The 25922-nt window shown below is 56.4% G+C and carries 25 protein-coding genes and 1 other RNA gene; 11 read left to right on the top strand and 15 right to left on the bottom strand.

What is annotated here, in order from left to right; genetic code table 11:
* The first annotated feature begins 124 nt into the window (after nucleotides 1–124).
* On the top strand, nucleotides 125–1150 hold the full coding sequence (locus HALTITAN_RS04530; protein ID WP_027958465.1) for an aspartate carbamoyltransferase: 1026 nt from the start codon (nucleotides 125–127) through the stop codon (nucleotides 1148–1150).
* A 38-nt stretch (nucleotides 1151–1188) separates the two neighbouring features.
* Here the strand turns inward: HALTITAN_RS04530 and ruvX are convergent, their stop codons facing one another.
* The 4 genes from ruvX to HALTITAN_RS04510 all read right to left on the bottom strand — a co-directional run bounded on the left by ruvX (nucleotide 1189) and on the right by HALTITAN_RS04510 (nucleotide 4000).
* On the bottom strand, nucleotides 1189–1644 hold the full coding sequence (gene ruvX / locus HALTITAN_RS04525; RefSeq protein WP_022520995.1) for a Holliday junction resolvase RuvX: 456 nt from the start codon (nucleotides 1642–1644) through the stop codon (nucleotides 1189–1191).
* A complete protein-coding gene (locus HALTITAN_RS04520) occupies nucleotides 1644–2201 on the bottom strand; it encodes a YqgE/AlgH family protein (RefSeq protein ID WP_027958466.1) in 558 nt (185 codons plus the stop codon). The genes ruvX and HALTITAN_RS04520 overlap by 1 nt, the downstream gene beginning before the upstream one ends.
* A gap of 72 nt (nucleotides 2202–2273) precedes the next feature.
* Nucleotides 2274–3230: a glutathione synthase gene (gene gshB / locus HALTITAN_RS04515; protein ID WP_039857879.1), complete on the bottom strand. Its 957-nt coding sequence runs from the start codon at nucleotides 3228–3230 to the stop codon at nucleotides 2274–2276.
* 77 nt (nucleotides 3231–3307) lie between these two features.
* Nucleotides 3308–4000 (bottom strand): CvfB family protein, encoded by a 693-nt coding sequence (locus HALTITAN_RS04510; RefSeq protein ID WP_027958468.1) that lies wholly within the window; start codon nucleotides 3998–4000, stop codon nucleotides 3308–3310.
* 172 nt (nucleotides 4001–4172) lie between these two features.
* On the opposite strand from HALTITAN_RS04510, the gene HALTITAN_RS04505 reads away from it, so the two are divergent.
* Together HALTITAN_RS04505 and HALTITAN_RS04500 are read left to right on the top strand one after the other, a co-directional pair.
* Nucleotides 4173–5801 carry a sodium:solute symporter family protein gene (locus HALTITAN_RS04505; RefSeq protein ID WP_009286380.1) on the top strand — a complete coding sequence of 543 codons (1629 nt, stop codon included), beginning with the start codon at nucleotides 4173–4175 and terminating at the stop codon, nucleotides 5799–5801.
* The gene (locus tag HALTITAN_RS04500; protein ID WP_039857878.1) at nucleotides 5794–6342 is read left to right on the top strand and encodes a hypothetical protein; all 549 of its coding nucleotides are present in this window, start codon (nucleotides 5794–5796) and stop codon (nucleotides 6340–6342) included. Before HALTITAN_RS04505 ends, HALTITAN_RS04500 begins: the two co-directional genes overlap by 8 nt.
* A 25-nt stretch (nucleotides 6343–6367) precedes the next feature.
* Here the strand turns inward: HALTITAN_RS04500 and HALTITAN_RS04495 are convergent, their stop codons facing one another.
* From HALTITAN_RS04495 to HALTITAN_RS04485, 3 genes are read right to left on the bottom strand one after another with little or no spacing between them, the layout of a single operon-like run.
* Complete coding sequence (locus tag HALTITAN_RS04495; protein ID WP_051051833.1) at nucleotides 6368–7132, bottom strand: 16S rRNA (uracil(1498)-N(3))-methyltransferase; 765 nt, start codon at nucleotides 7130–7132, stop codon at nucleotides 6368–6370.
* A gap of 15 nt (nucleotides 7133–7147) precedes the next feature.
* On the bottom strand, nucleotides 7148–7648 hold the full coding sequence (secB, locus tag HALTITAN_RS04490) for a protein-export chaperone SecB (protein WP_027958471.1): 501 nt from the start codon (nucleotides 7646–7648) through the stop codon (nucleotides 7148–7150).
* Nucleotides 7649–7689: 41 nt separating this feature from the next.
* Complete coding sequence (locus HALTITAN_RS04485; protein ID WP_027958472.1) at nucleotides 7690–8112, bottom strand: rhodanese-like domain-containing protein; 423 nt, start codon at nucleotides 8110–8112, stop codon at nucleotides 7690–7692.
* Between the two features lie 204 nt (nucleotides 8113–8316).
* Here HALTITAN_RS04485 and gpmI point away from each other — a divergent pair, with 204 nt between their 5' ends.
* The 3 genes from gpmI (at nucleotide 8317) to HALTITAN_RS04470 (ending at nucleotide 12459) form a co-directional block, all read left to right on the top strand.
* Nucleotides 8317–9894 carry a 2,3-bisphosphoglycerate-independent phosphoglycerate mutase gene (gpmI, locus tag HALTITAN_RS04480; protein WP_039857877.1) on the top strand — a complete coding sequence of 526 codons (1578 nt, stop codon included), beginning with the start codon at nucleotides 8317–8319 and terminating at the stop codon, nucleotides 9892–9894.
* A gap of 23 nt (nucleotides 9895–9917) precedes the next feature.
* Complete coding sequence (locus HALTITAN_RS04475; protein WP_236614921.1) at nucleotides 9918–11036, top strand: murein hydrolase activator EnvC family protein; 1119 nt, start codon at nucleotides 9918–9920, stop codon at nucleotides 11034–11036.
* A gap of 106 nt (nucleotides 11037–11142) precedes the next feature.
* On the top strand, nucleotides 11143–12459 hold the full coding sequence (locus HALTITAN_RS04470) for a S41 family peptidase (protein ID WP_009286378.1): 1317 nt from the start codon (nucleotides 11143–11145) through the stop codon (nucleotides 12457–12459).
* Nucleotides 12460–12487: 28 nt separating this feature from the next.
* Here the strand turns inward: HALTITAN_RS04470 and HALTITAN_RS04465 are convergent, their stop codons facing one another.
* From HALTITAN_RS04465 to HALTITAN_RS04450, 4 genes are all read right to left on the bottom strand, one after another.
* Nucleotides 12488–13768 (bottom strand): UbiH/UbiF/VisC/COQ6 family ubiquinone biosynthesis hydroxylase, encoded by a 1281-nt coding sequence (locus tag HALTITAN_RS04465; RefSeq protein WP_009286377.1) that lies wholly within the window; start codon nucleotides 13766–13768, stop codon nucleotides 12488–12490.
* Nucleotides 13769–13809: 41 nt separating this feature from the next.
* Nucleotides 13810–15039, bottom strand: coding sequence for a 2-octaprenyl-6-methoxyphenyl hydroxylase (gene ubiH / locus HALTITAN_RS04460; protein WP_039857874.1), 1230 nt, complete (start codon nucleotides 15037–15039; stop codon nucleotides 13810–13812).
* 94 nt (nucleotides 15040–15133) lie between these two features.
* Nucleotides 15134–16474, bottom strand: coding sequence for a Xaa-Pro aminopeptidase (gene pepP, locus HALTITAN_RS04455; protein WP_039858095.1), 1341 nt, complete (start codon nucleotides 16472–16474; stop codon nucleotides 15134–15136).
* A gap of 40 nt (nucleotides 16475–16514) precedes the next feature.
* Nucleotides 16515–17093: a UPF0149 family protein gene (locus tag HALTITAN_RS04450; RefSeq protein ID WP_039857873.1), complete on the bottom strand. Its 579-nt coding sequence runs from the start codon at nucleotides 17091–17093 to the stop codon at nucleotides 16515–16517.
* Nucleotides 17094–17274: 181 nt separating this feature from the next.
* On the opposite strand from HALTITAN_RS04450, the gene HALTITAN_RS04445 reads away from it, so the two are divergent.
* From HALTITAN_RS04445 to HALTITAN_RS04440, 3 genes are all read left to right on the top strand, one after another.
* Nucleotides 17275–17574 (top strand): cell division protein ZapA, encoded by a 300-nt coding sequence (locus HALTITAN_RS04445; RefSeq protein WP_022521011.1) that lies wholly within the window; start codon nucleotides 17275–17277, stop codon nucleotides 17572–17574.
* 92 nt (nucleotides 17575–17666) lie between these two features.
* Nucleotides 17667–17849: non-coding RNA, 6S RNA (gene ssrS / locus HALTITAN_RS24675), on the top strand.
* Between the two features lie 47 nt (nucleotides 17850–17896).
* Entirely contained in the window at nucleotides 17897–18553 is a 657-nt protein-coding gene (locus tag HALTITAN_RS04440) for a 5-formyltetrahydrofolate cyclo-ligase (RefSeq protein ID WP_009286373.1), read from the top strand.
* A gap of 403 nt (nucleotides 18554–18956) precedes the next feature.
* Here HALTITAN_RS04440 and ilvA read toward each other — a convergent pair whose 3' ends face one another.
* On the bottom strand, nucleotides 18957–20471 hold the full coding sequence (gene ilvA, locus HALTITAN_RS04435) for a threonine ammonia-lyase, biosynthetic (protein ID WP_009286372.1): 1515 nt from the start codon (nucleotides 20469–20471) through the stop codon (nucleotides 18957–18959).
* A gap of 175 nt (nucleotides 20472–20646) precedes the next feature.
* Between ilvA and rpiA the strand changes: the two genes are divergently transcribed.
* Complete coding sequence (gene rpiA, locus HALTITAN_RS04430) at nucleotides 20647–21321, top strand: ribose-5-phosphate isomerase RpiA (RefSeq protein ID WP_027958479.1); 675 nt, start codon at nucleotides 20647–20649, stop codon at nucleotides 21319–21321.
* Nucleotides 21322–21344: 23 nt separating this feature from the next.
* Here rpiA and waaA read toward each other — a convergent pair whose 3' ends face one another.
* From waaA to HALTITAN_RS04415, 3 genes are read right to left on the bottom strand one after another with little or no spacing between them, the layout of a single operon-like run.
* The gene (gene waaA, locus HALTITAN_RS04425) at nucleotides 21345–22637 is read right to left on the bottom strand and encodes a lipid IV(A) 3-deoxy-D-manno-octulosonic acid transferase (protein WP_039857871.1); all 1293 of its coding nucleotides are present in this window, start codon (nucleotides 22635–22637) and stop codon (nucleotides 21345–21347) included.
* Nucleotides 22638–22647: 10 nt separating this feature from the next.
* Nucleotides 22648–24078: a bifunctional D-glycero-beta-D-manno-heptose-7-phosphate kinase/D-glycero-beta-D-manno-heptose 1-phosphate adenylyltransferase HldE gene (hldE, locus tag HALTITAN_RS04420; protein ID WP_039857870.1), complete on the bottom strand. Its 1431-nt coding sequence runs from the start codon at nucleotides 24076–24078 to the stop codon at nucleotides 22648–22650.
* The gene (locus HALTITAN_RS04415; protein WP_039857868.1) at nucleotides 24068–25165 is read right to left on the bottom strand and encodes a glycosyltransferase family 9 protein; all 1098 of its coding nucleotides are present in this window, start codon (nucleotides 25163–25165) and stop codon (nucleotides 24068–24070) included. Before HALTITAN_RS04415 ends, hldE begins: the two co-directional genes overlap by 11 nt.
* Here HALTITAN_RS04415 and HALTITAN_RS04410 point away from each other — a divergent pair.
* Nucleotides 25164–25883 carry a 3-deoxy-D-manno-octulosonic acid kinase gene (locus HALTITAN_RS04410; protein ID WP_039857866.1) on the top strand — a complete coding sequence of 240 codons (720 nt, stop codon included), beginning with the start codon at nucleotides 25164–25166 and terminating at the stop codon, nucleotides 25881–25883. The two genes, HALTITAN_RS04415 and HALTITAN_RS04410, sit on opposite strands and share 2 nt — an antisense overlap.
* Nucleotides 25884–25922 lie beyond the last annotated feature (39 nt).

Genomic DNA, 25922 nt, shown 5'->3' with positions numbered 1-25922 from the left:
CCGGGTTGGCAAGCGGTTTTGTAGAAAAATTACAGATTGTCCGCCATGCGTGAATGAAAGCCCTTCGGCACTACCCTCATTGGCGGTTACACTAGCGCTATCTACCACCTTACTGAGGTCCGCCATGAGCCACCACCTGCTAACTGTCGACTCATTAAACCGCGAAAGCGTTGATCATTTACTGCGTGTGGCTGCACGCATGGAGCCGATTGCTCAGCGGCGCCAAGTGACACGAGTGTTGGAAGGGGCGGTACTCGGCAACCTGTTTTTTGAAGCCAGCACCCGTACGCGGGTAAGCTTCAATGCTGCCTTTTGTCGTTTAGGTGGCAGCGTATGTGACACCACGGGCTTCACTTTCTCCTCTATGGCGAAGGGAGAGTCACTATATGACACCAGCCGTGTAATGAGTGGCTACTGCGACGCCATTGTAATGCGCCACCCCGACCAGGGCTCGGTGGCTGAGTTTGCCGCGGCGACGAATGTACCGGTTATTAATGGTGGCGACGGCCCCGGGGAGCACCCCAGCCAAGCACTACTTGACCTTTATACGATTGATAAAGAGTTTCAGCGCCTAGGTAAATCACTGACCGGTGCGCATATTTTACTCACCGGCGACTTGAAGTACGGCCGTACCGTACATTCACTGATTAAGCTTTTATCCCTCTATGACCCGCTGCGCATTACCCTGGTGTCGCCGCCGGGCCTTGAGATGCCTTCCAAGCTGATTGACTTAGTAGCCTCTCGCGGCCACCGCATTGAGCAGCGCGATTCTCTCGCTAGTGATTTTGCCGATTTAGATGTGGTGTACACCACACGGATACAGAAGGAACGCTTTACCGACGAGATGAATGAGAGCTTTCAGGGGCTCTCTGACGACTTTATGGTTAACCGCGATTTTCTCGATCACCGCTGCAGCCAAAGCACCATTGTGATGCACCCGCTACCCAGGGATAGCCGCCCCGGCGCGAATGATTTAAACGTCGACCTTAACGGCGATCCGCGTCTGGCGATTTTCCGCCAAACCGATAACGGTATCCCCATGCGAATGGCGATTTTCGCGACACTGCTCAATGTCGATGAGCTAATCGAAAAAGAGCTACGCCCCGTGCGCTGGTACGTACCCACCCAAACGGGCACGCTGGATCGTTAAAGCGCAAAAGTTTAAGGGTAGGAATTTCAAGGTAGAACTTATAGAGAAAGGCGCCCGCCAGGCAAGCCTTCCTGGTGGGCGAACCAGCCTTCAAGAATAAGAATAGCCGCAATGCCATCGACACTGTCTTGACGATAATTGCCTTTATGGCCCGCCTCGCGAGCGATTAGCTTAGCTTCTCGCGTGGTGCCACGCTCATCGACCATTTCACACGGTTTACCAAAACGGCCATGCAAACGATTACCGAACTTGCGAGCGCGAGTGCTCATATCTGACTCGCTACCGTCCATATTCAACGGTAATCCCACCACTAACAGATCCGGCTGCCACTCGTTAAGTAGCCGTGACACGACATTCCAATCGGGAATCCCATCCCTTGCCGTCAGCGGAGTGAGCTCGCGCGCACTGCGCAGCAGCTCGTTGCCCACCGCCACACCAATACGCCGAGTGCCGTAGTCAAAGGCCAGGATTAAGCGCTGCCCCGCTTCGGCCATCAGGCGTGCCCCGCGTCTCGGGTCATTAGGTTAAGATCAATACCGAGTAAACCAGCCGCCGCGGTTAAGCGCTCAACGGGCGGGGTATTGAAGAGCACGTTGCTCTCGGCTTCTACCGTTAGCCAGCTGTTCTCCTTCAACTCCTCTTCCAATTGCCCGACTTCCCAGCCCGCGCAGCCTAAGCAGACTAAAAAGTGCTCTGGCCCCTCGCCAGCGGCAAAGGCCTGAAGAATATCCAGCGAGGTGGTCAGCGCAATACCGTCCTCCACCTGGATACTCGAGTCCCACTGCTGGCTATCGCCGACATGCAGAATGAAGCCACGGTCTTTATGCATCGGCCCGCCGTAATAAACCGGCGCATTACGGTGTGGGCTTGTTTCACCGCCTAATTCCAGCTGATCAAACAGCGCCTCAAGCGTGATCTCTAACGGTCGGTTAGTAATTACCCCCATGCAGCCGTTGTTATCGTGATCGCAAAGATAGATCAAACTACCGGCAAAATTAGGATCTTCTAAATGCGGCATAGCCATTAGAAAGTGATGTTTCAAACTTTGCATGCGTCTCCCACTGCCTGCAGGCATCCCAGCAGGCATAGCGTAATAAGTATCATTATAAGAGTGAAGCCGTGCTTAGGCTAAGCGGCGCTCAATGGCATCCAGCAGTAAACCGGCAATATTAGTGCCCCGCTGATCATCAATTTCACGCACACAGGTGGGGCTGGTAACGTTGATTTCAGTAATATAGTCACCGATGACATCGAGGCCGACAAACATTAAGCCCTTATCACGAATCATGGGCTGTACCTGTTGAATTAGCCAGCGATCACGATCGGTGAGTTCGCGACTCACACCCCGCCCACCGGCAGCTAGATTGCCACGAGTCTCGCCCGCCGAGGGTATACGCGCCAACCCAAAGGGAACGGGCTCTCCATCGACCAACAGAATACGCGTATCGCCATTCTTAATTTCCGGCAGGTAGCGTTGGGCCATAATTTGCCGCTGGCCGCGCAAGGTAAGCTGCTCAATGACCGCGCCGATATTACGGCCTTCCGGGCCAATATGAAAAATGCCGGTACCGCCCATGCCATCCAGAGGCTTGAAGATGACATCGCCGTGCTCCGCATGGAAGGCGCGCAGAACATCATCACGGCTAGCCACGAGCGTCGGCGCACAGCACTGTGGGAACTGTTGCGCAAACAGCTTCTCATTACACTGCAACAGCGCTGCCGTGGGGTTAACCACCAGCACACCCTCGCGCTCAGCAAAACCTAATAAATGCACGGCGTTAGTAAAATCGGCATCGACGGGCGGGTCTTTACGCATCAACACCACATCCAGCTCAACCAGCGGTCGCGCTGAGGGCTCGCCTAAATCGTACCAGTGGTTCGGATCACGATGCACCGTTAACGGCCGCATACGTGCGTAGGCTTGCCCTGCATTCAAGAAAAGATCCTCCTGCTCCATATAGTGCAGGGTGTAACCACGCTCCTGGGCGGCCCATAGCATGGCCATGGTGGTGTCTTTCTTGTAAGCGATGTCGCTGATGGGATCCATCACAACGCCGAGATGCAGATTTGATTGGCTCATCGGGGGCACTATCCAAACATGAACAATAGAGGCCCAGTATGCCGCACTGCCCGCCCGGCTCCAACTGCCCTAGCTCACTACTCGCTAAGCGCGCCGGGCACTAAGCGGATAGCTCCAGGTTCTAGGGTAATCAGCTGCTGCTTATAAAGCCGCCCAATGGCCTGTTTATAGGCGCTTTTACTCACCCCTAAACGGGCTTTAACTTCATGAGCAGGGCTTTTATCCCCCAGCGCCAAATAGCCGCCGCTTTCACGCAATACCTGCAGTATCTTATCGCCCACCACATCCAAACGAGCCGCACCTGGCGGTAGCAGCGAGATATTTAGGCGACCATCTTCACGACGCTGCTTTACGTAGCCCTTGACTGATTGACCACGGCGCAATGGCTGGGTGACGTCGTCCTGGTAAATAAGCCCCCAGTAGCGGTGATTCACCACCACCTTCATACCCAGATCAGTACGCTCCGCCACTATGACGGCGACTTCGTCACCCTTTTCCATGGCCCAGGCGTCATCGGTCAAAAAACGATCCAGCTTCATCGACGCCACTGGCCGCCCCTGGTCGTCGCTATACAGCATGACCAGTACACGTTTGCCGGGATCAGGGCGGAACTGCTGCTCACTAAACGGCAGCAACACATCCTTCGGCTGCCCCCATTGCAAAAACGCCCCGATGTTATTGACGGCCGTGACCGTTAGGTACGCCACTTCTCCCAACTGGGCGGCTGCATCGCTGGCGGATCGGGGGGATGAGTGTGACTCACGCACCATGGGTAACGTCCTTCAAGAAAATAGACCAACATTATGGTGCCTGACACCCACAGGGCAAAGCGAGATAGCATTTTTTAGTGGTTGAAAGCATGCCTGACGCCTGAAAAAGCAAACACTCCACAACCTGCTACTCTCAAAAACACTAGACAAAATTAGGCGTAAGGGGGCGAACATGGAAGGGTTCACGCTTTTTGACACGATCGTTTTGATTGGTTACATCAGCTTAATAGCCTGGATTGGTTCACGCTTCGGCAAAGATCAGCATAACCCCGAAGACTATTTTCTAGGCGGACGCAAAATTCCCGGCTGGGCCATCGGTCTTTCGGTCATGGCGACCCAAGCCAGCGCGATCACCTTTATCGGGGCGCCGGGCTGGGGCTTCGAGGGAGGCCTTGAACGCCTGGTGACGTTTATCAATGTGCCCTTGGCCATGATTGTGTTGATTTTGGTGCTGGTACCTATTTTCCACCGCGCGGGCATCTACAGTATTTACGAACTGCTGGAGCGCCGTTTCGGCCCAGCGACGCGAACCCTCACAGCCCTGCTGTTTCTGATTGCCCGCGGCCTAGCCACTGGCGTGGTGCTCTATGCGCCAGCGCTCGTGCTTGCAGTGGTGACCGGCTGGAGCGTTAACCTCACCATTATCATTATGGCGGTACTGGCCATCACCTATACCGTGATGGGCGGTATCAGCGCGGTAATTTGGACCGATGTGGTGCAAATGTTCGTACTCTGGCTTGGTGCACTGTTAAGCATCTTCTTTTTAGTGACCAGCCTGCCTGGCGGTTGGGGCGATGTCTTCGACTTCGGCGCGGCCAGCGGCATGTTCAACGCCATCGATTTATCCTTCGACCCCAGCGTAACCTACTCGCTATGGGCAGGCTTACTCGGCGGTTTTTTCCTCCATGTGGCCTACTTCGGCACTGACCAGAGCCAAATCCAGCGAGTGCTCTCAAGCCCATCAGTGCTCGATGCTCAGCGCTCGCTGCTGATTGGCGGTTACCTGCTGATTCCGCAGATGCTGCTGTTTCTATTTATTGGCATCATCTTGGCCGCCTATTACCAGCAGCATGGGCTAACGCCCCCCGAGGATCTCAATGAACTGCTACCCCGCTATGTCGTCAGCGCCTTTCCCTCAGGCATGGCGGGACTAGTCATTGCCGGGGTGTTTGCCGCGGCGATGTCGAGTCTCGACTCGGCGCTCAACTCGCTTTCGGCGGTAACCGTGCGGGATTTTTATAGTCGCTATATCAACCCCAATGCCAGCGATGCTCATTATCTGAAAGCATCACGCACGGCCACCATTTTCTGGGGGCTTTATGCCACCCTGTTTGCTTTCTTCGCCGGTAATCTTGGCCCTGTGATCGAGGCGGTCAACCAAATCGGCTCGTGGTTTTACGGGGCGCTACTAGGTACCTTCCTATTGGCTATTTTTAGCCACCGCTCCAACGCACGGGGAGCGATGGCCGGACTGATTGCCGGCATGCTCTCCGTATGGGCCGTGTCTGCGCTCCTCGATATCTCGTGGCTGTATAACAACACGGTGGGGGTAGCGGTTTCGATGAGCGTTGGCTATCTCGTTAGCCTAACAGCAACCGCACCCAGCCAAGATCAGCTAAGCGATGTGATGATGACCGAAGCCGCGCCGGATATGCAGGCCGTATTGGCCGCAAGAGCCGATAACGCCCAGGTGATTGGTCAAGAGGCACGGTTGACGCGCCGTCGCTGTATCGGCCTATTCGCTTGGTTTTGTCTCATACTGGGCATGCTAGCGCTGCTGCAGGGGTGGGCAAATGGCTGAACGCTTAACACTTGCGCGGCGGATTGAAGAAGATGCTGCTAAACGGTGCTTACAGCGCCTTGGCGCGACGGCTTGCGAACCTGCCTGGGTTGGCCTCTGGACGGCACCGCTAGGCCTATCGAATGGTGCAGCGGGTGCTTGGTTACTGTGTGCTAAGGAAATGCGCCGTGCACTACTACTAGTGGGCACCGAACTACCCACCCAGGCCGAAGAACCCAGCTCAGCACTTAACATTGATAGCGGCTTACCGCCAACGCCAGAAGCACTGGACCAGCTGTGGCTATGGGAGCGCATGGCGACACCACGCCACTGGCGAATTCAAGTGCTGGATAGCGCCCCAACGCCGATATGGCTGCCCTGCTATCTGGGCTATGCGCAAGGCCGACAACACCGCTTGCTGGTGATCAGTGGGCTATCAGGTGAACCGCTGCCGATGCTTAAACCCATCGTGCTTAAGGGCCTTCAGCAGGCATATCGAAATGGGCCGGAATCAGAGACAAAGAGCTCAGGGGCAAGCGAGCGAAGGGGCAAAGCAGTTTGACAAGGCTTCGATTGATAGTAAGTACTTACAAATCACCAAAGTAGTGCTGCAGCAACGAAAGCGCCACCACCGGTGCCGTCTCCGTACGCAAAACCCGTGGGCCAAGAGTCAGCGGCGTAAAGTCAGCGGTTTGGGCAGCGGCGATATCACTCTCGCTTAAACCGCCTTCAGGGCCGATAAGCAGCGCTACCGAAGCCGGTCGGTCTTGGCGATCAAACGCATTGCCGGTCGCTAGATGCAGCATCAAGCGCAGCGGCTCCTGGCGCTCTTCAAGCCATGCTGATAACGGCATCGGTGAATGCACTTGGGGCACCACCGCACGGCCACTCTGCTCGCAGGCACTGGCCGCCACTGCCTGCCAGTGGGCGAGCTTTTTATCTTCACGGTCGCCCTTTAAGCGCACATCACCGCGCTCGGTATACAGTGGAGTAATTGCCGCAACGCCCAACTCGACGGCCTTCTGAATGGCATAATCCATTCGGTCGCCTTTAGAGATGGCCTGGCCTAAATGGACAGACAGCGGCGATTCACCACTGCCCGACCATACCGCTTCGACCCGCACGAGCGTCTGCTTGCGGCTAACGTCCGCCAAGCGCACCCCCGCCTCGATACCTTGGCCGTCAAATAGCACCAACGGTGCACCTTCGCCCATGCGCAACACACGGGTGATGTGGCGCGCCGGGCCATCAGGCAATGCAAGTTCTCTGCCTGCTACGAAAGCAGCAGGCACATAGAGACGTGGCATTTTGCCATGCAGGGCGTACCAATCAGCGGCGTGCGTTTCTGACATGGCTTTTGGCATCGCTTAGTGAGTGTTTTCGGCGGCTTGCTTAGCTTCGCGCTGCTTACGCTGAGCGTACATCGCTTCGAAGTTAACCGGTGCCAGCATCAGTGGCGGGAAACCACCACGGTTGACCAGGTTATCCACGCACTCGCGGGCGTAGGGGAACAGCAGGTTAGGGCAGAAGGCACCTAGGGTTTGATCCAACTGCGCACCTTCAATACCGGCAATACGGAAAAGGCCCGCCTGTTCTACTTCCGCCAGGAAAGAGGTGGTACCGGTTTCGTTGTCGTTCACCTGGGCAGTGACTTTGACCACCACTTCATACTGGTCATCAGCAATTTTAGTGCTGGTGGTATTAAGATCCAGGTTCACCTTAGGTTTGAACGCCTGCTTAAACACCGAGGGCGAATTGGGCGCTTCAAACGAAATATCTTTTACATAAATACGCTGCAGCGAGAATTTGAGCTGCGGTTTTTCGTCCGCCGCGGCACCAGCCTGCGGGGTGTTGTTATCTTCCGCCATGAGAAAACTCCTGATTGTTCATTAAATAAAGGTAGCGTTGCTTACTTTTTAACCACCGGAAGGCCGTCGCCTTGCCACTGCGCCATACCGCCTCTCAACTTGTAAGCACGCTCAAAGCCTGCTTTGGTGAGCTTGGCCTGTGCGGCGCCAGAACTCTGACCGTGCTTGCAAACCACGATGACCGGCTGGGCTTTTACTTTATCCAGTTCGCTCATGCGGCTATCGAGGTTGCTCTGCGGAATGTTGCGCGCCCCCGCGATATGCCCGGCTTTGAAGTCTTTGTTTTCACGGATATCCAGCACCACCGCGTCTTCGCGGTTGATAAGCTGAGTGGCCTGCGAGGCAGTCAGTGCATTCGTGGCGGCGCTGCGCGTTTCATAAATAATCCACGCTATCAGCACCAGCAAAAATGCCCCAACTAGCAGGGGGTGGTTCTGTACGAATTCGAACACCTGATCGATCATCGCGAACACAATCTCTTGGTCTATGCAGAAAAAAGCGGCCTAACCGCTGCCAAAACGCGACAAGTATACACGTCAGATAGCTTCCCGCGCAGGCCTAACTCATGACGCCTGGCAGTTGCCTGCGTTATGATGCCCCAAGCGTGCGCCTGTCGCGACCCCGAATTTTCGAGTCGTTCGGCTTGCCAATCTTAACGAGGTTTTTTTATGGATACTTCTCGCACCCCGCGCCCCGTGGCGCTGATTATTCTCGACGGCTACGGCCACAACCCCGAGAGCGACCATAATGCGGTGGCCGCTGCCCATACGCCGACAATGGATAAACTGTGGGAAAGCCGCCCTCACGCCTTCGTTCACACCGATGGCCTTAACGTGGGGCTTCCCGATGGCCAGATGGGCAACTCTGAAGTTGGCCATATGAATATTGGTGCCGGACGTATCGTTTATCAGGACTTTACCCGTATCAGCAAGGCGATTGAAGACGGCGACCTGGATGTTAATGACAACCTCACCCAGCCGATTGACGAGGCTGTCGCCAATGGCCGGCCGGTACACTTGATTGGCCTGCTCTCCCCCGGCGGCGTCCACAGCCATGAAGACCACTTTATTGCCGTGGCCGAACTTGCGGCACGCCGTGGGGCCCAGCGTATTTTTATTCATGCCTTTCTCGATGGTCGTGATATGCCACCGCAAAGTGCGCTGGCCTCGATAGAGCGCGCCAATGCTCGCCTAGCCGAGCTGGTGGGCGCTGACAATGGCTTTGTCGCCTCGATTATTGGCCGTTTCTACGCCATGGATCGCGACAACCGCTGGGAGCGCGTCGAGCAGGCCTACCGTCTGCTTACCGATGGCCAAGCAGAGTACTACGCCACCAGCGCTGAAACCGCACTGCGTGACGCCTATCAGCGTGGTGAAACCGATGAATTTGTGGCGGCTAGCAGCATACCGCTCAAAGACGGTTCCAAAGAAAAAGCAGTTACTTTGCAGGATGGCGATGCAGCGATTTTCCTTAACTTCCGCTCCGACCGCGCCCGTGAGTTAACTCGTGCCTTTGCCGAGCCGGATTTCAACGGTTTCGAGCGGCGGGCATGCCCTAAGCTTGCCGGTAAAGGGCTGGTAATGATGACCCAGTACGCCGCTGACATTCCTGCGCCTGCCGCCTTCCCGCCATCTGATCTTAATGACACTCTGGGGGAGGTCGTCGCCAAGCGTGGCTTGAAGCAGCTGCGTATTGCCGAAACCGAAAAGTACCCCCACGTGACGTTCTTCTTTTCAGGCGGCAATGAAGCCGAGTACGAAGGCGAGAAGCGCATCCTGGTGCCCTCACCCCGTGATGTACGCACCTACGACGAAAAGCCTGAAATGAGCGCTTTTGAAATTACCGATAAGCTTGTCGACGCCATCGATGGCGGCAGCTTTGATCTCATCGTTTGCAACTACGCTAACGGCGATATGGTCGGCCACACCGGCGACTTCAATGCGGCGGTAAAAGCCATTGAGACCGTCGATACCTGCGTGGGTCGTGTCGTTGAAGCCATCGAGCGTGCAGGCGGCGCCTGCTTAATTACCGCCGACCACGGTAATGCCGAACAGATGGTTCATCCCGAAACCGGCGCACCGCAAACCGCCCACACCACCTTTGTGGTGCCGCTTATTTACGTCGGCGAACGTGCGGCCTCGCTTGAAGAGGGCAAACTATGCGACCTGGCCCCCACGCTGTTGACCATGATGGATCAGAAACAGCCCGAGGCGATGACGGGTAAACCACTGATCCATTATAAGTAATGTCTAATCGGCGCTATTTGGCAATGACCCTCCTGCTGGCGATAAGTTATGCGCCAGCAGGCTTCGCCCAGCAGGATGAAAGTGCGGCGCGCCGGCAGTTGGATGCGATTGGCCAAGAGATCGAGTCCGTTGCCCAACGCCTCAGCGCCACTGGCGAGGCCCGCGATAGCGCCGAACGCGAGCTCAAGGAAGTCGAAACCAAGCTTGCCGAGACTCATCAGCGCTTAGACACGCTACAAGCTGAGCGCCGCCAGTTGAATGATGAAACGACCCAGCTCCGTCAACATCGTGACCGACTGGAGAGCGAGCGTGCCGATCAATATGCAGCCTTGGGCCAGCAGCTCTCAGCGCTTTACCGCCTTGGCCCAACGCCGCAGCTCAAACTGCTGCTTAACCAGGGCGACCCGTCCGAGCTTGATCGTATGCAGGCGTATATGAATCGGCTGACCGAAGCACGCAATCGCCGCTTAAATGCTATCGCCCGCCTCGATACGGCGCTCGCCGATACTCAGGAGGAACTAAGCGAGCGGCAGGCCCGCCTCGATACGCTGGCCGACGAGTTAGAAGAGCAAAGCGCGCTGTTAGCCCAACGCACCACCGAACGGCGAGGCGTTGTTTCCAATCTGGATGACCGCTACGGAAGCGAAGAGGAGCGGCTGGCCGACCTCAATCAGAGCCGCGAAGAGGCCGAAAGGGTACTCCGTAATATCCAGGCGGAGATGGCAAAACTTGCTGAACCCACGCCTACTACGCATATTGTAAGCACCCAAGGTGATTTGCCTTGGCCGGTACAGGGTTCAATCAGCAGCAGTTTTCACCATCGCGACGGCGTGCACTATAACGGTATTGTGATTCAGGCCAGCGCGGGCACCCCGGTCACTGCCGTACACACTGGCCGGGTGGTATTCGCTGACTGGATGCGGGGGTTTGGTAACTTGTTGATTATCGACCACGGTGACCAGATCATGACGCTGCATGCTCACCTGCAACAGTTTAGCGTCAGGCCTGGTCAGCAGGTCAGTCGCGGTGATGAAATTGGTCGCGTAGGTGATAGCGGTGGTCAAACCCGCGCGGCGCTCTACTTCGAAGTTCGCCGCGGGGGTGAACCAATTAATCCACAGCGTTGGATTGCGCGTCGCTGACGGGATAAGCTGCATGACTATTGATGTCTCAATGTTCATTTTCAACTAAACACTTTCCACGACAGGGTGCGCGCTATGGCGCCACCTATCGCCCTGCGGAGTCTGCATGACGCTATCAGTTACCGGGGTATCAGCCCCCGCCAAGCGCTTCTTGGCTACCCTGCTCCCGATTGCTTTACTGGCGGCCCCGCTACCGTTGCTCGCCCAGCCAGCCGGTAGCGGTGCAGTGGATGAGCCATCCTACGACCAACTACCCCTGGAAGATATTCAGACCTTCGCCGAGGTGTTTGAACGCATTAAGCGTGCCTACGTTGAGGAGGTCGATGACAGTACGCTGCTGCGCAACGCTATGCGCGGCATGCTGAGCGAGCTAGATCCCCACTCCGCCTACTTGGATGAGGAGGAGTACCAGAGCCTGCGCGAGTCGACTCAGGGCGAATTTGGCGGCATCGGTATCGAGGTGGGCACCGAGAATGGTCAGCTCATGGTGATTACGCCTATCGACGACACCCCCGCTTCCCGCGCGGGGCTACTTTCTCGCGATATTATCGTCGCCATTGATGGCACCCCCACCGACAGCATGTCGCTGCAAGAGGCCGTCACCCTGATGCGCGGTGAGCCGGGCACCGATCTACGCATTAGCGTGCTGCGTTCAGGCGAAGATTCGCCGCGGGAATTTATTCTGACCCGCGAGGTTATTCGCAGCGAAAGCGTTAAACATGAGCTGCTCGAGCCCGGTTATGGCTACCTGCGCGTTAGTCAGTTTCAGTCGCGCACACCGGAACAGGCGCGCGATGCGCTTGAGCTTATGGCTCGCGAACAGCCTTTAGAAGGGTTGATACTCGATTTACGTAATAACCCCGGTGGGGTGCTACAGGCCGCCGTCGGCATTGCCGACCTGTTCCTGGATGAGGGCTTGATCGTGTATACCGAGGGGCGCCTCTCAGATACCGAAATGTCGTTCTCTGCCTCACCCACCACGCCCGCTGCCGATGTGCCGCTGGTCGTGTTGATCAATGGTGGCAGTGCGTCAGCGGCGGAAATCGTCGCCGGGGCGCTGCAGGATCAGCGGCGTGGTGTGATTATGGGCACCGATAGTTTTGGTAAAGGTTCAGTGCAGCAGATTATGCCACTCGGTAATGGCGAAGGACTCAAACTTACCACGGCGCTCTACTACACTCCCAACGGACGCTCCATTCAGGCCCAAGGCATTGAGCCCGATGTAGACGTTGTCCGTGGTCGCTTGGAAGTCGCCGAGAGCCGCCGGGAGATTCGCGAAGCCGACCTCGAGGGCCACCTAAGCGCTCAGCAGGCGCCACGGGATCGCCAGGAAATGGCCGAGCGACTACTCAATGATTACCAACTCAGCGAGGCGCTTAATCTGCTTAAAGCACTCAACGTAGTCGACCGTCAACGGCGTTGACGGCAACCTGATTTAACGACAGCCCGGTTTAACGACAGCTAAGCGGCAGGCGGCCGCGCTCCCCGGTCGCCTGCCGCATTAATACCCGCTTTAGTGGCACCAACTGGTTCATGCCACTCATCCCCAGGTTACGCGCCAGCGTCAACGCCGGATCGTGGCTGCCGAACAGTACTTTAAAGCCCTTCATCAGCCCCAGCATGGCACTGTTATCAAAGCGCCGCCGGCGCTCATAGCGCTTCAAGGTGCTTAACTCTCCCCAGGGCGCGCCGCGCTGCCAGGCATGCACCACCTCTTCTGCCAAGACCGCCGCATCCATAAGGCCTAAATTGACGCCCTGACCCGCCAGCGGGTGAATGTTGTGGGCAGCGTCGCCCACCAGAGCAAAATGCGGCTGCACATAGTGGCGGGCATGACGCTGCACTAACGGAAAACGGTGGGCTTTATCGCAGGCTGTTACCTCTCCTAAGCGGAGACCAAACGCCTCACCTAGCGTCTCTCCCAGGGCTTGCTGGGAAAGTTCACTAAGCTCAGCGGCGTGCTCCGGCGTGGTTGACCATACGATTGAGCAGTAATGGTCATTCCCTTCCACGGTTAACGGCAGAAACGCCAGTGGGCGACCGTCAATAAACGCTTGCCGAGCAGCGCCACCATGGGACTTGGCGCACGTAACGGTGGTTACCACTGCCTCCTGCTGCATATCGTCGCTGGCCACCTCAATACCGGCCATTTCGCGCAGCACCGAGTGGGCACCATCTGCGGCGATGATTAACGGCGCATGTAGCTGTCGCCCATCGTCAAGTATCAGCCAGTCGCCACTTGAGGCTTGCTTTGAAGGAGGTGAGCTTGCGCGCTGCAGCGCCTGTAGGCGAGCGCCAAAAAATGGGGTGACATTGGGATGGCCAACAACCTGATGATTGAGCGCGGCCAGCGTCACCGCATTCTCAACAATATGGCCCAGCACCGCGACTCCCGCCTCGTCGGCGGAAAAGGTAATTTCACCACTCCCTTCGGCATCCCATACCTGCATGCCTTGGTAGGGGGTTACCCGGGTTTTCTGCATCGCAGGCCAAGCGCCCAAATGGGTTAGCAAACGTTGAGAGACCGGCGTTAACGCGCTAACCCGCGGGGCTGGCAGCTGGCTAGTGGCATTCTCAAGGCTTAACGGCGCGGGCTTTGCCTCAACAAGTGCTACCTGCATGCCCGCCTGGGCTAACAGCGCACAGAGCGCGGTGCCGACCATACCACCGCCAACAATAATCGCTTCAAAGCTTTCCACCGACGGCTTCGCAATGGATGAGTCCGTATGCATAGCGTTCCCTTGTTCATATTCATAGCCTAGGATGTATAAGCTTAACGTTCTAAGCCCATGGCGCGGCGAGCCAGCCCTCGCCGCAGGGGCCCAATTAGATTCAAGCCGATTAACCCCGCGGCCCGGGCATGGGGCAACAGCGGGAAGGAGAGCCCGAATAGCCGCACTAGGCCGTCGCTAAAGCGAATCACATTGGCGCGGTCTCGGGAGCGCTGCTTCTCAAAGGCTTGCAGCGTACTCATATCGCCCAACGGCCGCTTGGCCTGCTCACCCTGCTCCAGCGCTTCGACCAGATCCATTACCCCACGCAGGGCCAAGTTGAACCCCTGCCCCGCGACCGGGTGCAAAGCGTGGGCAGCGTTACCCAATACCGCCAGCCCTGGACGCACCGGTTCTTCAGCGGTGACCAGTGAAAGCGGATAAGCGTGCCGGGTGCCGACCCGGGTAAAGCGACCCACTCGGTCGCCAAAGGCACACTGAAGTTGCAGCAGGAATTCACGCTCGGGAAGCGCCATACGAGCTTGTTCGCTACCACTGGGGTGCGTCCAGATGAGCTCCATGGCCTGGCCGGGGAGCGGCAACAGCGCCATTGGTCCTTGGGAGGTAAAGCGCTCATAAGCGACGCCCATGTGGGGCTGGCTTACCCCCACGTGAGCGATCAGCGCCGTCTGCTGGTAAGATTCATGGCGGCTGCCAATACCTAACTGCTCTTTAAGACCAGAGCGTCCCCCATCTGCCAATACCGTTAGTCCTGCCGTCAACTGGCTACCGTCTGAGAGCTGCAGATCATGCCCATTAGCCACGGGAGTAAGTTGCTCAACCTTCGCAGGGCAGTGCCACTCCAGCGGCAGTTGGGCAAGCCGTTGGTGCAGCACACGGCCCATCCACGCATTGGGGATTACATGCCCCAGCGCGGCGACGCCCAGCTCGTCAGCACTCAGCCGTGTCGCTCCTAAGCGGCCGCGCTCACTGATGTGAATGCGCTTGATAGGCGTGGCCTCATCACGCATCGCTTCCCACACACCCAACTGCTGGAAGCGCTGGGCTGAACCTTCTGCAATCGCACTGGCCCGGGAATCAAAACTGGGCTGCCAGGTCGTTTCCTGTGGCTGAACAGCCATAGGCGCCGACTCAATGATCGCCACACGCCAGCCATAGCGTTCAATCAGCGGCGCCAGGGCGCAGCCTAAACTGGCGCCTACCAGCCCCCCACCCACAATCACAATGTCATGCGTCAGCGCTCCCTTAACCGCCTGATTAGACTGCTGCATTGGCTTCTCCCGGCCACGACGCCGACTCATAAAGAGGTAATAATAATTTCGTAACGTAATTTACATAAAGACTTTTATAGACATTGATGACTGGTTACTTTTTAGCCATCAATGCTTCGATTTCAACGACCTGTTTAGGCACGTCTGCGGTCAGTACTTCATGGCCTTCGTTAGTGACGACCACATTGTCCTCAATACGAATACCAATCCCCTGATAGGCATCAGGAATATCGTCTTCACTAGGAATATACAGGCCAGGCTCCACGGTGAGCACCATACCTGCAACCAGTGGCCGAGGTGTTTGCTCATCCAACCGGTAAGTGCCGACATCGTGCACATCCAGCCCCAACCAGTGTGACGTTGAGTGCAGGTAAAAACGTCGATAACTCTCATCATCGATGCGCGCCTGAACGTCGCCTTCCAGCAGGCCAAGCTCAATCAGCCCGGCAGTTAAGTCATGCACCACGCCCTGGTGGATATCAGCAAGGGTGGCACCCGGCTGGACGGCACTCACAGCGCGCTGCTGGGCGTTGAGCACCACTTGGTAGAGCGCCCGCTGGGCATCATTGAACTGCCCGGACACCGGGAATGTGCGGGTGATATCACCAGCATATAACTCAAACTCGGCACCTGCATCGATCAGCACCAAGCCGTCTTCACACAGCGGTGCGCTGTTTTCAATATAGTGCAGTACGCAGGCGTTGGCACCGCTCCCCACAATCGTACTGTAGGCAGGGCCACTGGCCCCATGCCAGACAAACTCATGCTCTAACTCTGCCTGGAGCTGAAATTCGCTCAGCCCTGGGCGCGCCACCTGCATGGCGCGCCGGTGAGCATGGGCAGATATCAGCGCCGCATGTCTGAGCAGGGCAATTTCAGCATCGCTTTTGATTAGCCGCATGGCGTGAACCAACGGGTTGATATCCAGCCAACCTTTTAGCGGTGGCCGACCGCGTCTAAGCCCGACCAGGGCTTCATGTAAAGCATCTTCAGCCATGCTGACAGCTTCAGCATTGTCTAGCGGCAGATAAAGTAGCTCACGACCTACCAACAATTCAGGCAGCCGTTCATCACGTACTGCGTTTTCAAACGCCTGATCGATGCCGTATTCAGCGACCACGCCTTCGGCACCCAAACGGCGCCCTGTCCAGGCTTCCATGGTGGGGTCTCGATCCTGACAGAACACCACGCTTTCACCTTCAGCGCGCCCTGGTAGCAGCAACAGCAGCGCATCCGGTTCACGTATGCCTGTCAGGTAGTAAAAATCGCTGTTCTGACGGAAGGCAAATTCGCTGTCCCGGGAGCGGGTCATCAGTCCGGCACCGGGGAGCACCACCGCTGCGTTATCCGGCAGCTGGGCCATTAAGGCGTCACGGCGGTGGCGGTACTCGCCCATACTGATCGCAGGGGGGCGAGGTAACAACGTAGGCAACACAGGGTCGGACAGCATAGCGGCTCCTATCTAGGCAACGGGATTAGTGAACGGGTGCGTCAGTTTGCTCGACTTGCGGCATACCGGGGTGCTGCTCGGTATACAGCAGCATAGCGGCCATGCGGGCATGCTCGGTAAGCGCAAACAGATCGTTTTCGTTTTCGGGGCTGTCGTCGATATCGGTATCTATCCGACCCAGCGCCTGCAAGTCATCAATCGCCTCACGGAGCGCCTGAGACCAACGCTCGCGCAGCTCGTTGTCGGCCACTTCATCGATCACCTCAATAAAGCCCAGCGTCCACTCTTTAAGACCCTGCGCCTGCTCGCCCAGGGAGAACAGCTCGTCGGGTAGCAGTGGGGTATAGTCCAGGTCGCTGGCGCTAAGCGCCTCCACGGTTTGCCGCCGCCAGCCTAATAGCCGCTCGGCACTTGCCTGATCGCGGGGCTGCTCAACACCAAGGCTCTGGCAGACTTCGTCCAACCAAGCCTCTGCATTCACATCGCGTAACGCCAGCAGCGCACATAAGCGGCCATCCAAAAAAGCCGGCGACTGCATGCTGCCATGGAGAAGAAAGACATCTGCGACATCGGAGAAGTCCTGACGCTCATCAATCAATGACATAGTATTTAATAACCTCGTATTTACTGGGCGTGTGGGGGATAGGGTGGCGGCAATGGTACGAGATGCACTCGCCCGCGCGTTGACCGCGCACAAGTGCCTCTCTTATAGTGAGTGACACCTATCTTCCTATGCTGTGATGTTAACGCATTGGGCCCCTTGCTGGCCCGTGCTGGAGTCTTTGATGAGCAACGCCAAGCGGCCAACCAAAGAAATAACCCTATTAGGGCGCGGCTATATCATTGCCTGCGACACGGGCGAAGAAGCCAAACTTGATCGCGCCGCGCGCTACTTAGACCGCGCCATGCAGGGTATCAATGCCCAAAGCAGCGTGCTGGGGAGTGAGCGTGTGGCGATCATGGCGGCCCTCAATATCACCCACGAACTTCTTGAAGCCATGGATGAGCACCGTGCCGGTGAAGAGAGCCTGAACCGTTTAAATGAGCGTCTTGAGCGGGCATTATCCAAAACGCGCCAGTCTTAGGCTTTACCTGAAAGCGCTGTCAACGATCTAAAGACTCGGCGAACGTTTAACCCAGACCTTTGGCATTAGCCGTCGCTCTGTTAGGATGGCGGGGTTCTCTGGGGTGTACGCCAGTCGTTATAGTCCCTCGAGCCTATGCGTAATACCCAGGGGGCCAAATGCTAGCCAGGCCCGTGTGCATGTCCGTGCGTCGGAAAGCCTGACGGTCTGGCTGCGGCCACCCACCTGAACCAGTAGGTTCAGGGCCAGAATGACAGCGGCACTCTGGAGAACACCCAAAGTCTAGGCTATGCGAAAATATAGAGGATAAAAGAATATCTGCATGGAAAGCCTCTATCTGGACGACGATAAGCGCGCGCTCCGCCGCTCTTTACGTCACCAACGCCGAGCCCTTTCTGAGCATGAGCAACGCCTTGCGGCACAGCGCTTGTGCCAACGATTGAAAACCCTGCCTGAAATACGCCGCGCACGGCGCTTAAGTCTTTATCTGCCTGTCAACGGCGAAATCGATCCTACCCCGCTTATTCCCTGGCTACGTCAGCGTAACGTCAATATTTATCTCCCGGTTTTACGTCCGTTTAGCGCTAACCGCCTGTGGTTTGTTGCCTACCGTCCTGACACCCCAATGATAAAAAACCGTTTTGGTATTTGGGAGCCTGACGTAAGATTCAGTGCCCAGCGGCGTAATCGGCTGCCCACTTGGGCGCTAGATACGCTGATTGTGCCGCTAGTCGGATTTGATGCTAATGCAAACCGCATGGGTATGGGGGGTGGATTTTACGACCGCAGCTTAGCGTTCATGCACCGCCCCGGCCCATCGCCTACTTTGATTGGCGTCGCCCATGCCTGCCAACAGGTGGCTTCTCTGCCTGTGGAGCCATGGGATGTGCCTTTACAGGTGGTGGTCAGTGACCAAGGCTACGTTCGCCGGCAATCGCTGTCCTTAAAAACTGGCCATAAAAAAGGGCTGACCCCATAAAGGATCAGCCCCTCTCGTCTGCTATCTGTCACCTTGCGGGGAATTAGCTTCCCGACAACGCCTGCGCATAGCCGGTAGCCAGCACTCCTAATGCAAATACCACCATCAACGCCATTACCATATCAGGCTTCTTCCGCCGCATGCCGCTTCTCCAACACCTTTACCGTTGCCGAATGTGCTAAATCCACCACACTTTACGGTTTCAAAAGGGTGGCAGATTTGCTTAATTTCGTTCACGACTATAGGGCTATTAGGCCATCGTTGACAACTAGTTTAGCGACCTTTTTTAGCCTCATTTCTGAGGATTAAGTTACGTTATGTTACTAGCAGCTCTGACGTTAAAGGTAAGCAACCACTTACACACAACTATTTACGCACGTCTTATGCTTACCGCAGGGCAGCGCTAAGCCATAAATAATCGGTAGGCCGGATTATCGCTTTCACGCCAGTAACGGTAGCCGATGGCATCTAAGTACTCTGCCACATGAGTACGGTCACCGTTTGGGACTTGCATTCCCACCAACACTCGGCCGTAGGCAGCGCCATGGTTGCGATAATGAAATAGCGAGATGTTCCAGTCGTGTGGCAACTGCGTCAAAAAGTTCATCAGCGCACCGGGGCGCTCGGGGAACTCAAAACGGTATACCTCTTCTTCGAAACGTTCGCTGGGGCGGCCACCACTTAGGTGACGAATATGCAGTTTCGCCAGCTCATTGTCAGTCAAGTCTTCTACTTGATAGCCACTCTCACGCAGCTTGTCGATCACTGCCTGTCGATCTTCACCGCCGGGCTTAACCTGCACGCCTACATAGATATGCGCTTCACTGCTGTCAGCGTAGCGATAGCTAAACTCGGTCACCATACGCTTGCCTAGCGTGCGGCAAAACTTCTTAAAGCTACCGGGTTTCTCGGCAATGGTCACCGCCAGGATCGCTTCACGCTGCTCGCCTAGTTCCGTGCGCTCGGCAATGTGCTGTAGGCGATCAAAATTGGTATTGGCGCCTGAGTTAATGCACAGCAGCGTCTCGCCTTCGGCACCGGTCTGCTGCACGTATTTTTTTAGCCCTGCCAGCGAGAGCGCGCCAGAGGTTTCCGCCACGGCACGGGTATCTTCAAAAATATCTTTCACCGCTGCACACATTTCATCGGTATTGACGGTGATAACGCCGTCAATCAGATCTTTGATCAACGAAAACGGCACCTCGCCAATTTGTGCCACCGCGACGCCTTCGGCAAATACACCCACTTGCTCGAGCACCACACGCTCACCCGCCTCTAAGGCGGCTTTGAGGCAGGCGCTGTCTTCGGCTTCGACACCGATTACTTTGATATCCGGGCGGAGGTACTTCACATAGGCCGCGACACCGGCGATCAAACCACCGCCGCCAACCGGCACAAAGATGGCGTCTAAGCGCCCAGCGTGTTGGCGCAGAATTTCCACGCCGATGGTGCCTTGACCGGCCACCACATCAATATCGTCAAACGGCGGAATATAGGTGTAACCGTGCTCTTTGATCAGCTCTTGAGCATGCTCGGCTGCAGCAGCGAAGGCATCCCCTTTGAGGATGACCTTGGCGCCCCGGGCGCGCACCGCCTGCACTTTGATATCGGGGGTAATACGCGGCATCACAATGACGGCTTTGACACCCATCAGCTTCGCGGCCATGGCCAGCCCTTGAGCATGGTTACCGGCGGAAGCGGCAATCACGCCTTTATCTTTTTGATCCTGGGTGAGCTGCGCCATTTTGTTATAAGCGCCACGGATTTTGAACGAAAACACCGGCTGTAGATCTTCGCGCTTAATCAAAATCTGGTTGTTGAAACGACGCGACAAAAAGGGTGCAGGGGAAATCGGGGTCTCACAAGCGGCTTCATAAACGCGGGCTTGGAGGATCTTTTTGACGGTTGCTTCGAGCATGCGGGTATCCCAAGGGAAGAACGTGAACGGACAAAGCTTTTATTGGTAGCAGATTACGTATAGCGGCGTCTAGCCGCGTTTCCATCGGCAGGCAACGTTTAGGCCGTTATACTAACGCCACTACCTCTTTTCTCTAACTCTCCTCTGACTCACAAGGCTATTTATGAACCAAGCTATGAACCAGGATGAATTAAAGGCCGCCGTGGCGGACGCCGCCATTGCAGAAATTAAATCTCAGTTGGAAAAGGATACCATCTTAGGCATTGGCACCGGCTCCACGGCTAACCTGTTTATTGATCGCCTGGGGCCCCTGCGCCATCATTTTAAAGGCGCGGTGGCGAGCTCTAAGGCAAGTGCCGAGCGCCTTGAGAAACTGGGCATTGAAGTTTTTGAGCTCAATAGCGTTGGCACAGTTCCTTTTTACATCGACGGTGCGGACGAAGTAAATGCTAACTTACATATGATTAAAGGCGGCGGTGCTGCGCTTACCCGCGAGAAAATCGTGGCTGCCTGTGCCGAACGCTTTATCTGCATTGCTGATGGCTCAAAGTACGTGCCTCAGTTAGGTCATTTTCCGCTGCCGGTAGAAGTCATCCCCATGGCTCGCTCCTATGTCGCCCGCGAGCTGGTAGCGCTTGGTGCCGAGCCGGTTTATCGCCAGGGGGTAGTCACCGATAATGGCAACCAAATCATCGACTGCTTTGAATTTATGATCGAAGACCCGGTAGCCATGGAGGCGCGTATCAACGCTATCGTCGGAGTGGTGACCAATGGCTTGTTTGCCGCCCGCGGCGCCGATGTTCTGCTGCTGGGCAAAGAAGATGGTGTGGAACGCATAGCGCTTAAATAAGGATTCTTCGTTACAGGCACTGGCTAACGAGACAGTAACGACGCCAATCCTGCCAGGGTGCGATCAAGTGCGCCTTTTTGCGTCTCAATCACCGCGCGGCCAGCGCGCCCAGCCTGTTGGGCGCGCTCAGGGTTAGCAAAATAGCCTGCCACAGTGTCTGCCAGGAACTCCGGACTATCGACTAAAGTTAGCGCACCTGCCGCTTGAAGCGGCTCAGCCACATCAGCGAAGTTCTCAATTGAGGAGCCGCTAAGCACCGGCCTGCCGAGCGCCGCGGGTTCAAGCACATTGTGCCCGCCCAATGGCACTAGGCTGCCCCCCACAAAGGCCACACGGCCCGCCGCATACAGCATAGCCAGTTCACCAAGCGTATCCCCAAGGTAAACCTGCGTTTGCTTTGTGGCAGGCTGCTGTAGGCTGCGACGGCTTAGTGTCCAGCTTTCTGTTTGGCAAAGCTTAGCCACCTCATCAAAGCGCTGGGGGTGACGGGGCACCAGCACCAGCAATGCACTCGGATAGCGCCTAAGTAGCTGGCGATGAGCTTGAAGTATCAGTGTTTCTTCGCCATCTCGGGTTGAGCCCGCCACCCAAATCGGACGCTCTCCCCACTCTTGAAGTAAGTGCTCACCCTCTTCCCGTGCTCTGTTCTGACTAGCCATCTCAAATTTCAGCGAGCCAACTATAAGGGTGATATCCGTGCTGCAGCCAAGGGCATTAAAGCGTTCGGCATCTGCCGGTGATTTTGCGGCTAGCCAGCTAATCTCGGCGAGCGTGCTGGCCATGAGCGGGCGCAGGCGCTGGTAGCGCTTAAAGGCCCGGGGCGATAGGCGACCATTCACAACTGCCACCGGCACACCCTGCTGGCGGCAGGCGTGAATCAGGTTGGGCCACAGCTCGGTTTCAAATAGGATCGCGAGTTCGGGCTGAACGCTGCGTACAAAGCGTCTGGCAGCACCGGGAAAATCCAACGGTAGGAAGCGATGGGTAAGCCTTGCTTGATCGCTTGGGGCTTGCTCGCTAATAAGCGCTTGGGACTGCTGAGCACCCGTCGCGGTCATGGTAGTGAGCAGCAGGCTATGCGTTGGATAACCCGCTAGTAGCCTCTCAACCAGCGGTCGAGCAGCGCGTACTTCTCCCACCGAGGCACAGTGCAGCCAAATACGTGGCGCTGGAGGAAGCGGCTGAAGGCGTAACCCTAGCCTTTGAAGGCGAGAGTAAGTGGGCACTTGCTCACGCCAAATGTGCCAGCCAATCAGCGGTGAGAGCGCATACAGTGCCGCTGAGTAGGCAAGCCGAGGCCAGACAGGTGAAGACATCAGAGGTTTCTTAACGCTCACGATCTAGAATCGAACTAATCATCGCCGAGGTCGATACGCCATCTTCAAAGCCCAGTACTTTAACTTCGCCACCATTGGCCATAACCGCCGCGCCCCCGGCGATATCTTCTGGCCGGTAGTCGCCACCTTTGACCAAAATATCGGGTAGCAACGCTTCGATCAGCGCCTGGGGGGTGTCGTCACCAAACGGCACTACCCAATCGACAGCGCCTAACCCCGCCAACACCTGCATGCGCCGGTTAAGTGGATTAATCGGCCGCTTGGGCCCTTTGAGGCGACCAATAGAAGCATCGTCGTTAACCGCGACGATTAAACGGTCGCCCAGGCGTTTAGCCTGCTCCAGGTAGGCAACGTGGCCCGCATGCAAAATATCAAAGCAGCCGTTGGTCATGACCACCCGCTCACCGCGTAGCTGGGCAGCACGCACCGCCTCGATCAATACATTCGGTTCAATCACCCCAAACTCGGCCAGCTTATCGCCGTGTAAGGCAGTGTAGAGCTCGGCGATAGAGAGCGTGGCCGTGCCCGGTTTGGCCACTACCAACCCTGCCCCCAAATTAGCCAGCATCATTGCTTCGGGAAAGGCGTGGCCTGCCGCTAGCGCTAGCCCCATTAAGCCAATAACGGTATCGCCTGCCCCTGTTACATCGAAAACTTCCTGAGCGCGGGTGGGTAGGTGTAGCGGCGCATGCCCTTCACGAATCAGCGTCATGCCTTTTTCGCTGCGAGTAATCAGCAACGCTTCCAGCTCCAACTCAGCACGTAGCGCTTCACCCCGTCGGGATAACTCGGCATCGGACGCACAATGGCCAACCACGGCTTCAAATTCGGTGAGATTGGGGGTGATTAAACTCGCCCCACGATATTTGCTGAAATCCTGCCCTTTCGGGTCGATTAGCACCCGCTTGCCCTGGGCTCTTGCGTTGGCTATCAAGTTCTCTACTTGGTTCAGAGTGCCTTTACCGTAGTCGGAAAGGATTACTATGTCGCAATCGGGGAGCGACTTTTCTACCTGAGTCACTAGCTCAGTGGTATCGACACTGTCCAAGCGCTGCTCGAAATCCAGGCGCAGCAGCTGCTGGTTACGACTCATCACACGCAGCTTGGTAATCGTGGGTATCTCTGCACTACGTTGAAAGTGAGTACTTACACCTGAAGCGGTCAGACTGGCTTGTAGAATCTGCGCGTTATCATCGTCTCCGATCACACCCGCCAGCACCGCGTGACCGCCTAGGGAAGTAATATTCAATGCCACATTGGCCGCTCCGCCTGGGCGGTCTTCGACATCTTCCACACGCACCACCGGCACCGGCGCTTCGGGGGAAATACGCGAGGTACCGCCATGCCAATAGCGATCTAGCATGACATCGCCAACCACTAGCACGTGGGCATGTTCTAAGGCGGTTAAATCAATCTTCATCAGTGCTCCCTGCACTGGCGACAGAGACGTTATGCGCCAGCAGTGTATCCAGTTTAGCGATAACATCGTCTGCTTTAATCAGCATCATGGCGCTTGGGTGACGCACCCGCTGGCCCCAGCTCACCTCGTCTACCGACTTATGCAGATAAGTACGTACCGCGTCAGGGTATGCGTTGACAGCAAAATCGCGCCACAGATAGGGTGCGGCACGCTGGGGATTGGTCGATGCATAAAGACCCAATGCCGGCGTTCCCATGGCATTGGCCATATGGATAGGGCCGGTATCCGGCGCTATCACCGCTTGGGCTTGATCGATCAGCGCTAAAACCCCTTTTAATGAGGTGCCGCCGATGGCGTTAATGACACTGGCTGGCTGACAGAGTGCTTCAATTTGCTCGCCTATTTCACGCTCCAGAGCACTGCCGCCACCGGTCAATACGCTTTTAAGACCATGCTGCACCCAAGCGTGTTCAATCACGCTCGCGTAGCCCTCTACCGACCAGTTGCGAAAATTACGCAGGCGAACGTTGCTACACGGGTTAATGACGAGGTAAGAGGTCTCACCGCTGATCACCTGAGCCTCATTACGTGCCGTATCGGGCACAGGTAAATCCCACGCTAAGCGGTCATCCTCTACCCCGAGCACCCGGGCGAAGTCCATAAAGGACTCCAACACATGGGCATTGGGGTGCGGCGCAAGCTGATGCTGGGTGAACCAGTGCTGAGCATCTTTGGCACGCGCCTTGTCATAGCCCACGCGTACGTCGGCCTTTAGCCCAAGCGACAGCACGCTGGCCCGAATGGCCTGCTGCATATGTAGCAAAACATCGAAGCGCGTATCGGCAAGCTGCCGCCATAACGCGCGCATTCCGGCAATGCCTGTCGACTTGTCGTAAACAACGAACTCGACCCCGGAAAGCCCCGCCAGTAGACTGTGCTCCCCCTTACCGATAATCCAGGTAATGCGCGCATCGGGCCACTGGCGCTGCAACGCCCGCACCGTGGGCACGAGATTGCACACATCTCCTAGGGCGGAGAGGCGCAAAATGGCAATGTGGTTAGGCTGAACAGGCAGAGAGGGCTTCATGCGCTTAGCGGCACTCCGGCAGAGAAATTGGCTGATTTTACATGATGTAGACAGTTTATGTGACGGGCCGGGAACACACCAAATTGATCCAGACTTATTCACGCGCGATTACTGGCGTGAGCGCGGATTAATTGTGGGCGAAGCACCAGGCCGGGGCAGCAGTCTGTTTTTACAGGCAACGCCGACCGAGCAGTGGGTATTAAGGCCCTATTGCCGGGGGGGCATGGCGGCCAAACTCAGTGAGAAACGCTACCTATGGACTGGCGCTGAGCGCACCCGGGCATTTCGTGAACTGCGCTTAACCGCCACGCTTTTTGGGCAAGGGCTGCCGGTACCTCGCCCCGTAGCAAGCTGTGTTACTCGCTATGGGCTTACGTATGAAGCCGCGTTGATTACCGTGCGCATTGCTGGTGCCAAAGCATTCGCTGAGCTACTCGCCGACGATCTGGCGGATGAAGCGTTGTTAAAGCGTGTAGGTGCTATGATTTACCGCTTTCATCAAGCGGGGCTTGATCATGTTGACCTGAACGCCCGCAATATTTTGATCGACCCCAGTGGCGCACCTTGGTTGATTGACCTTGATCGCTGCCGCCTCCGTGCGGCGGGAAAGTGGCAGGAAAAGAATTTAGCTCGCTTAGAGCGCTCGCTAGGAAAGTTTTCTGCCATCTCCCACAGCTCAGAATTAATGGGCAGCATTCGACAAGGCTACTGTAGTTAAATTTTTATCGCGACTCGTTAAAACAGCTTTTAAAATACC

The organism is Vreelandella titanicae BH1, assembly GCF_000336575.1.
Lineage (GTDB): Bacteria > Pseudomonadota > Gammaproteobacteria > Pseudomonadales > Halomonadaceae > Vreelandella > Vreelandella titanicae.
This window is presented reverse-complemented; position numbering and strand designations above follow the sequence as displayed.

What these genes read in the sequence shown, in the direction of transcription:
- HALTITAN_RS04530 (WP_027958465.1), top strand. Translation starts at nt 125, where the DNA reads ATGAGCCACCACCTGCTAACTGTCGACTCATTAAACCGCGAAAGCGTT.
- ruvX (WP_022520995.1), bottom strand. Translation starts at nt 1,644, where the DNA reads ATGGCCGAAGCGGGGCAGCGCTTAATCCTGGCCTTTGACTACGGCACT.
- HALTITAN_RS04520 (WP_027958466.1), bottom strand. Translation starts at nt 2,201, where the DNA reads ATGCAAAGTTTGAAACATCACTTTCTAATGGCTATGCCGCATTTAGAA.
- gshB (WP_039857879.1), bottom strand. Translation starts at nt 3,230, where the DNA reads ATGAGCCAATCAAATCTGCATCTCGGCGTTGTGATGGATCCCATCAGC.
- HALTITAN_RS04510 (WP_027958468.1), bottom strand. Translation starts at nt 4,000, where the DNA reads ATGGTGCGTGAGTCACACTCATCCCCCCGATCCGCCAGCGATGCAGCC.
- HALTITAN_RS04505 (WP_009286380.1), top strand. Translation starts at nt 4,173, where the DNA reads ATGGAAGGGTTCACGCTTTTTGACACGATCGTTTTGATTGGTTACATC.
- HALTITAN_RS04500 (WP_039857878.1), top strand. Translation starts at nt 5,794, where the DNA reads ATGGCTGAACGCTTAACACTTGCGCGGCGGATTGAAGAAGATGCTGCT.
- HALTITAN_RS04495 (WP_051051833.1), bottom strand. Translation starts at nt 7,132, where the DNA reads ATGTCAGAAACGCACGCCGCTGATTGGTACGCCCTGCATGGCAAAATG.
- secB (WP_027958471.1), bottom strand. Translation starts at nt 7,648, where the DNA reads ATGGCGGAAGATAACAACACCCCGCAGGCTGGTGCCGCGGCGGACGAA.
- HALTITAN_RS04485 (WP_027958472.1), bottom strand. Translation starts at nt 8,112, where the DNA reads ATGATCGATCAGGTGTTCGAATTCGTACAGAACCACCCCCTGCTAGTT.
- gpmI (WP_039857877.1), top strand. Translation starts at nt 8,317, where the DNA reads ATGGATACTTCTCGCACCCCGCGCCCCGTGGCGCTGATTATTCTCGAC.
- HALTITAN_RS04475 (WP_236614921.1), top strand. Translation starts at nt 9,918, where the DNA reads ATGACCCTCCTGCTGGCGATAAGTTATGCGCCAGCAGGCTTCGCCCAG.
- HALTITAN_RS04470 (WP_009286378.1), top strand. Translation starts at nt 11,143, where the DNA reads ATGACGCTATCAGTTACCGGGGTATCAGCCCCCGCCAAGCGCTTCTTG.
- HALTITAN_RS04465 (WP_009286377.1), bottom strand. Translation starts at nt 13,768, where the DNA reads ATGCATACGGACTCATCCATTGCGAAGCCGTCGGTGGAAAGCTTTGAA.
- ubiH (WP_039857874.1), bottom strand. Translation starts at nt 15,039, where the DNA reads ATGCAGCAGTCTAATCAGGCGGTTAAGGGAGCGCTGACGCATGACATT.
- HALTITAN_RS04450 (WP_039857873.1), bottom strand. Translation starts at nt 17,093, where the DNA reads ATGTCATTGATTGATGAGCGTCAGGACTTCTCCGATGTCGCAGATGTC.
- HALTITAN_RS04445 (WP_022521011.1), top strand. Translation starts at nt 17,275, where the DNA reads ATGAGCAACGCCAAGCGGCCAACCAAAGAAATAACCCTATTAGGGCGC.
- HALTITAN_RS04440 (WP_009286373.1), top strand. Translation starts at nt 17,897, where the DNA reads ATGGAAAGCCTCTATCTGGACGACGATAAGCGCGCGCTCCGCCGCTCT.
- ilvA (WP_009286372.1), bottom strand. Translation starts at nt 20,471, where the DNA reads ATGCTCGAAGCAACCGTCAAAAAGATCCTCCAAGCCCGCGTTTATGAA.
- rpiA (WP_027958479.1), top strand. Translation starts at nt 20,647, where the DNA reads ATGAACCAGGATGAATTAAAGGCCGCCGTGGCGGACGCCGCCATTGCA.
- waaA (WP_039857871.1), bottom strand. Translation starts at nt 22,637, where the DNA reads ATGTCTTCACCTGTCTGGCCTCGGCTTGCCTACTCAGCGGCACTGTAT.
- hldE (WP_039857870.1), bottom strand. Translation starts at nt 24,078, where the DNA reads ATGAAGATTGATTTAACCGCCTTAGAACATGCCCACGTGCTAGTGGTT.
- HALTITAN_RS04410 (WP_039857866.1), top strand. Translation starts at nt 25,164, where the DNA reads ATGCGCTTAGCGGCACTCCGGCAGAGAAATTGGCTGATTTTACATGAT.
- HALTITAN_RS04415 (WP_039857868.1), bottom strand. Translation starts at nt 25,165, where the DNA reads ATGAAGCCCTCTCTGCCTGTTCAGCCTAACCACATTGCCATTTTGCGC.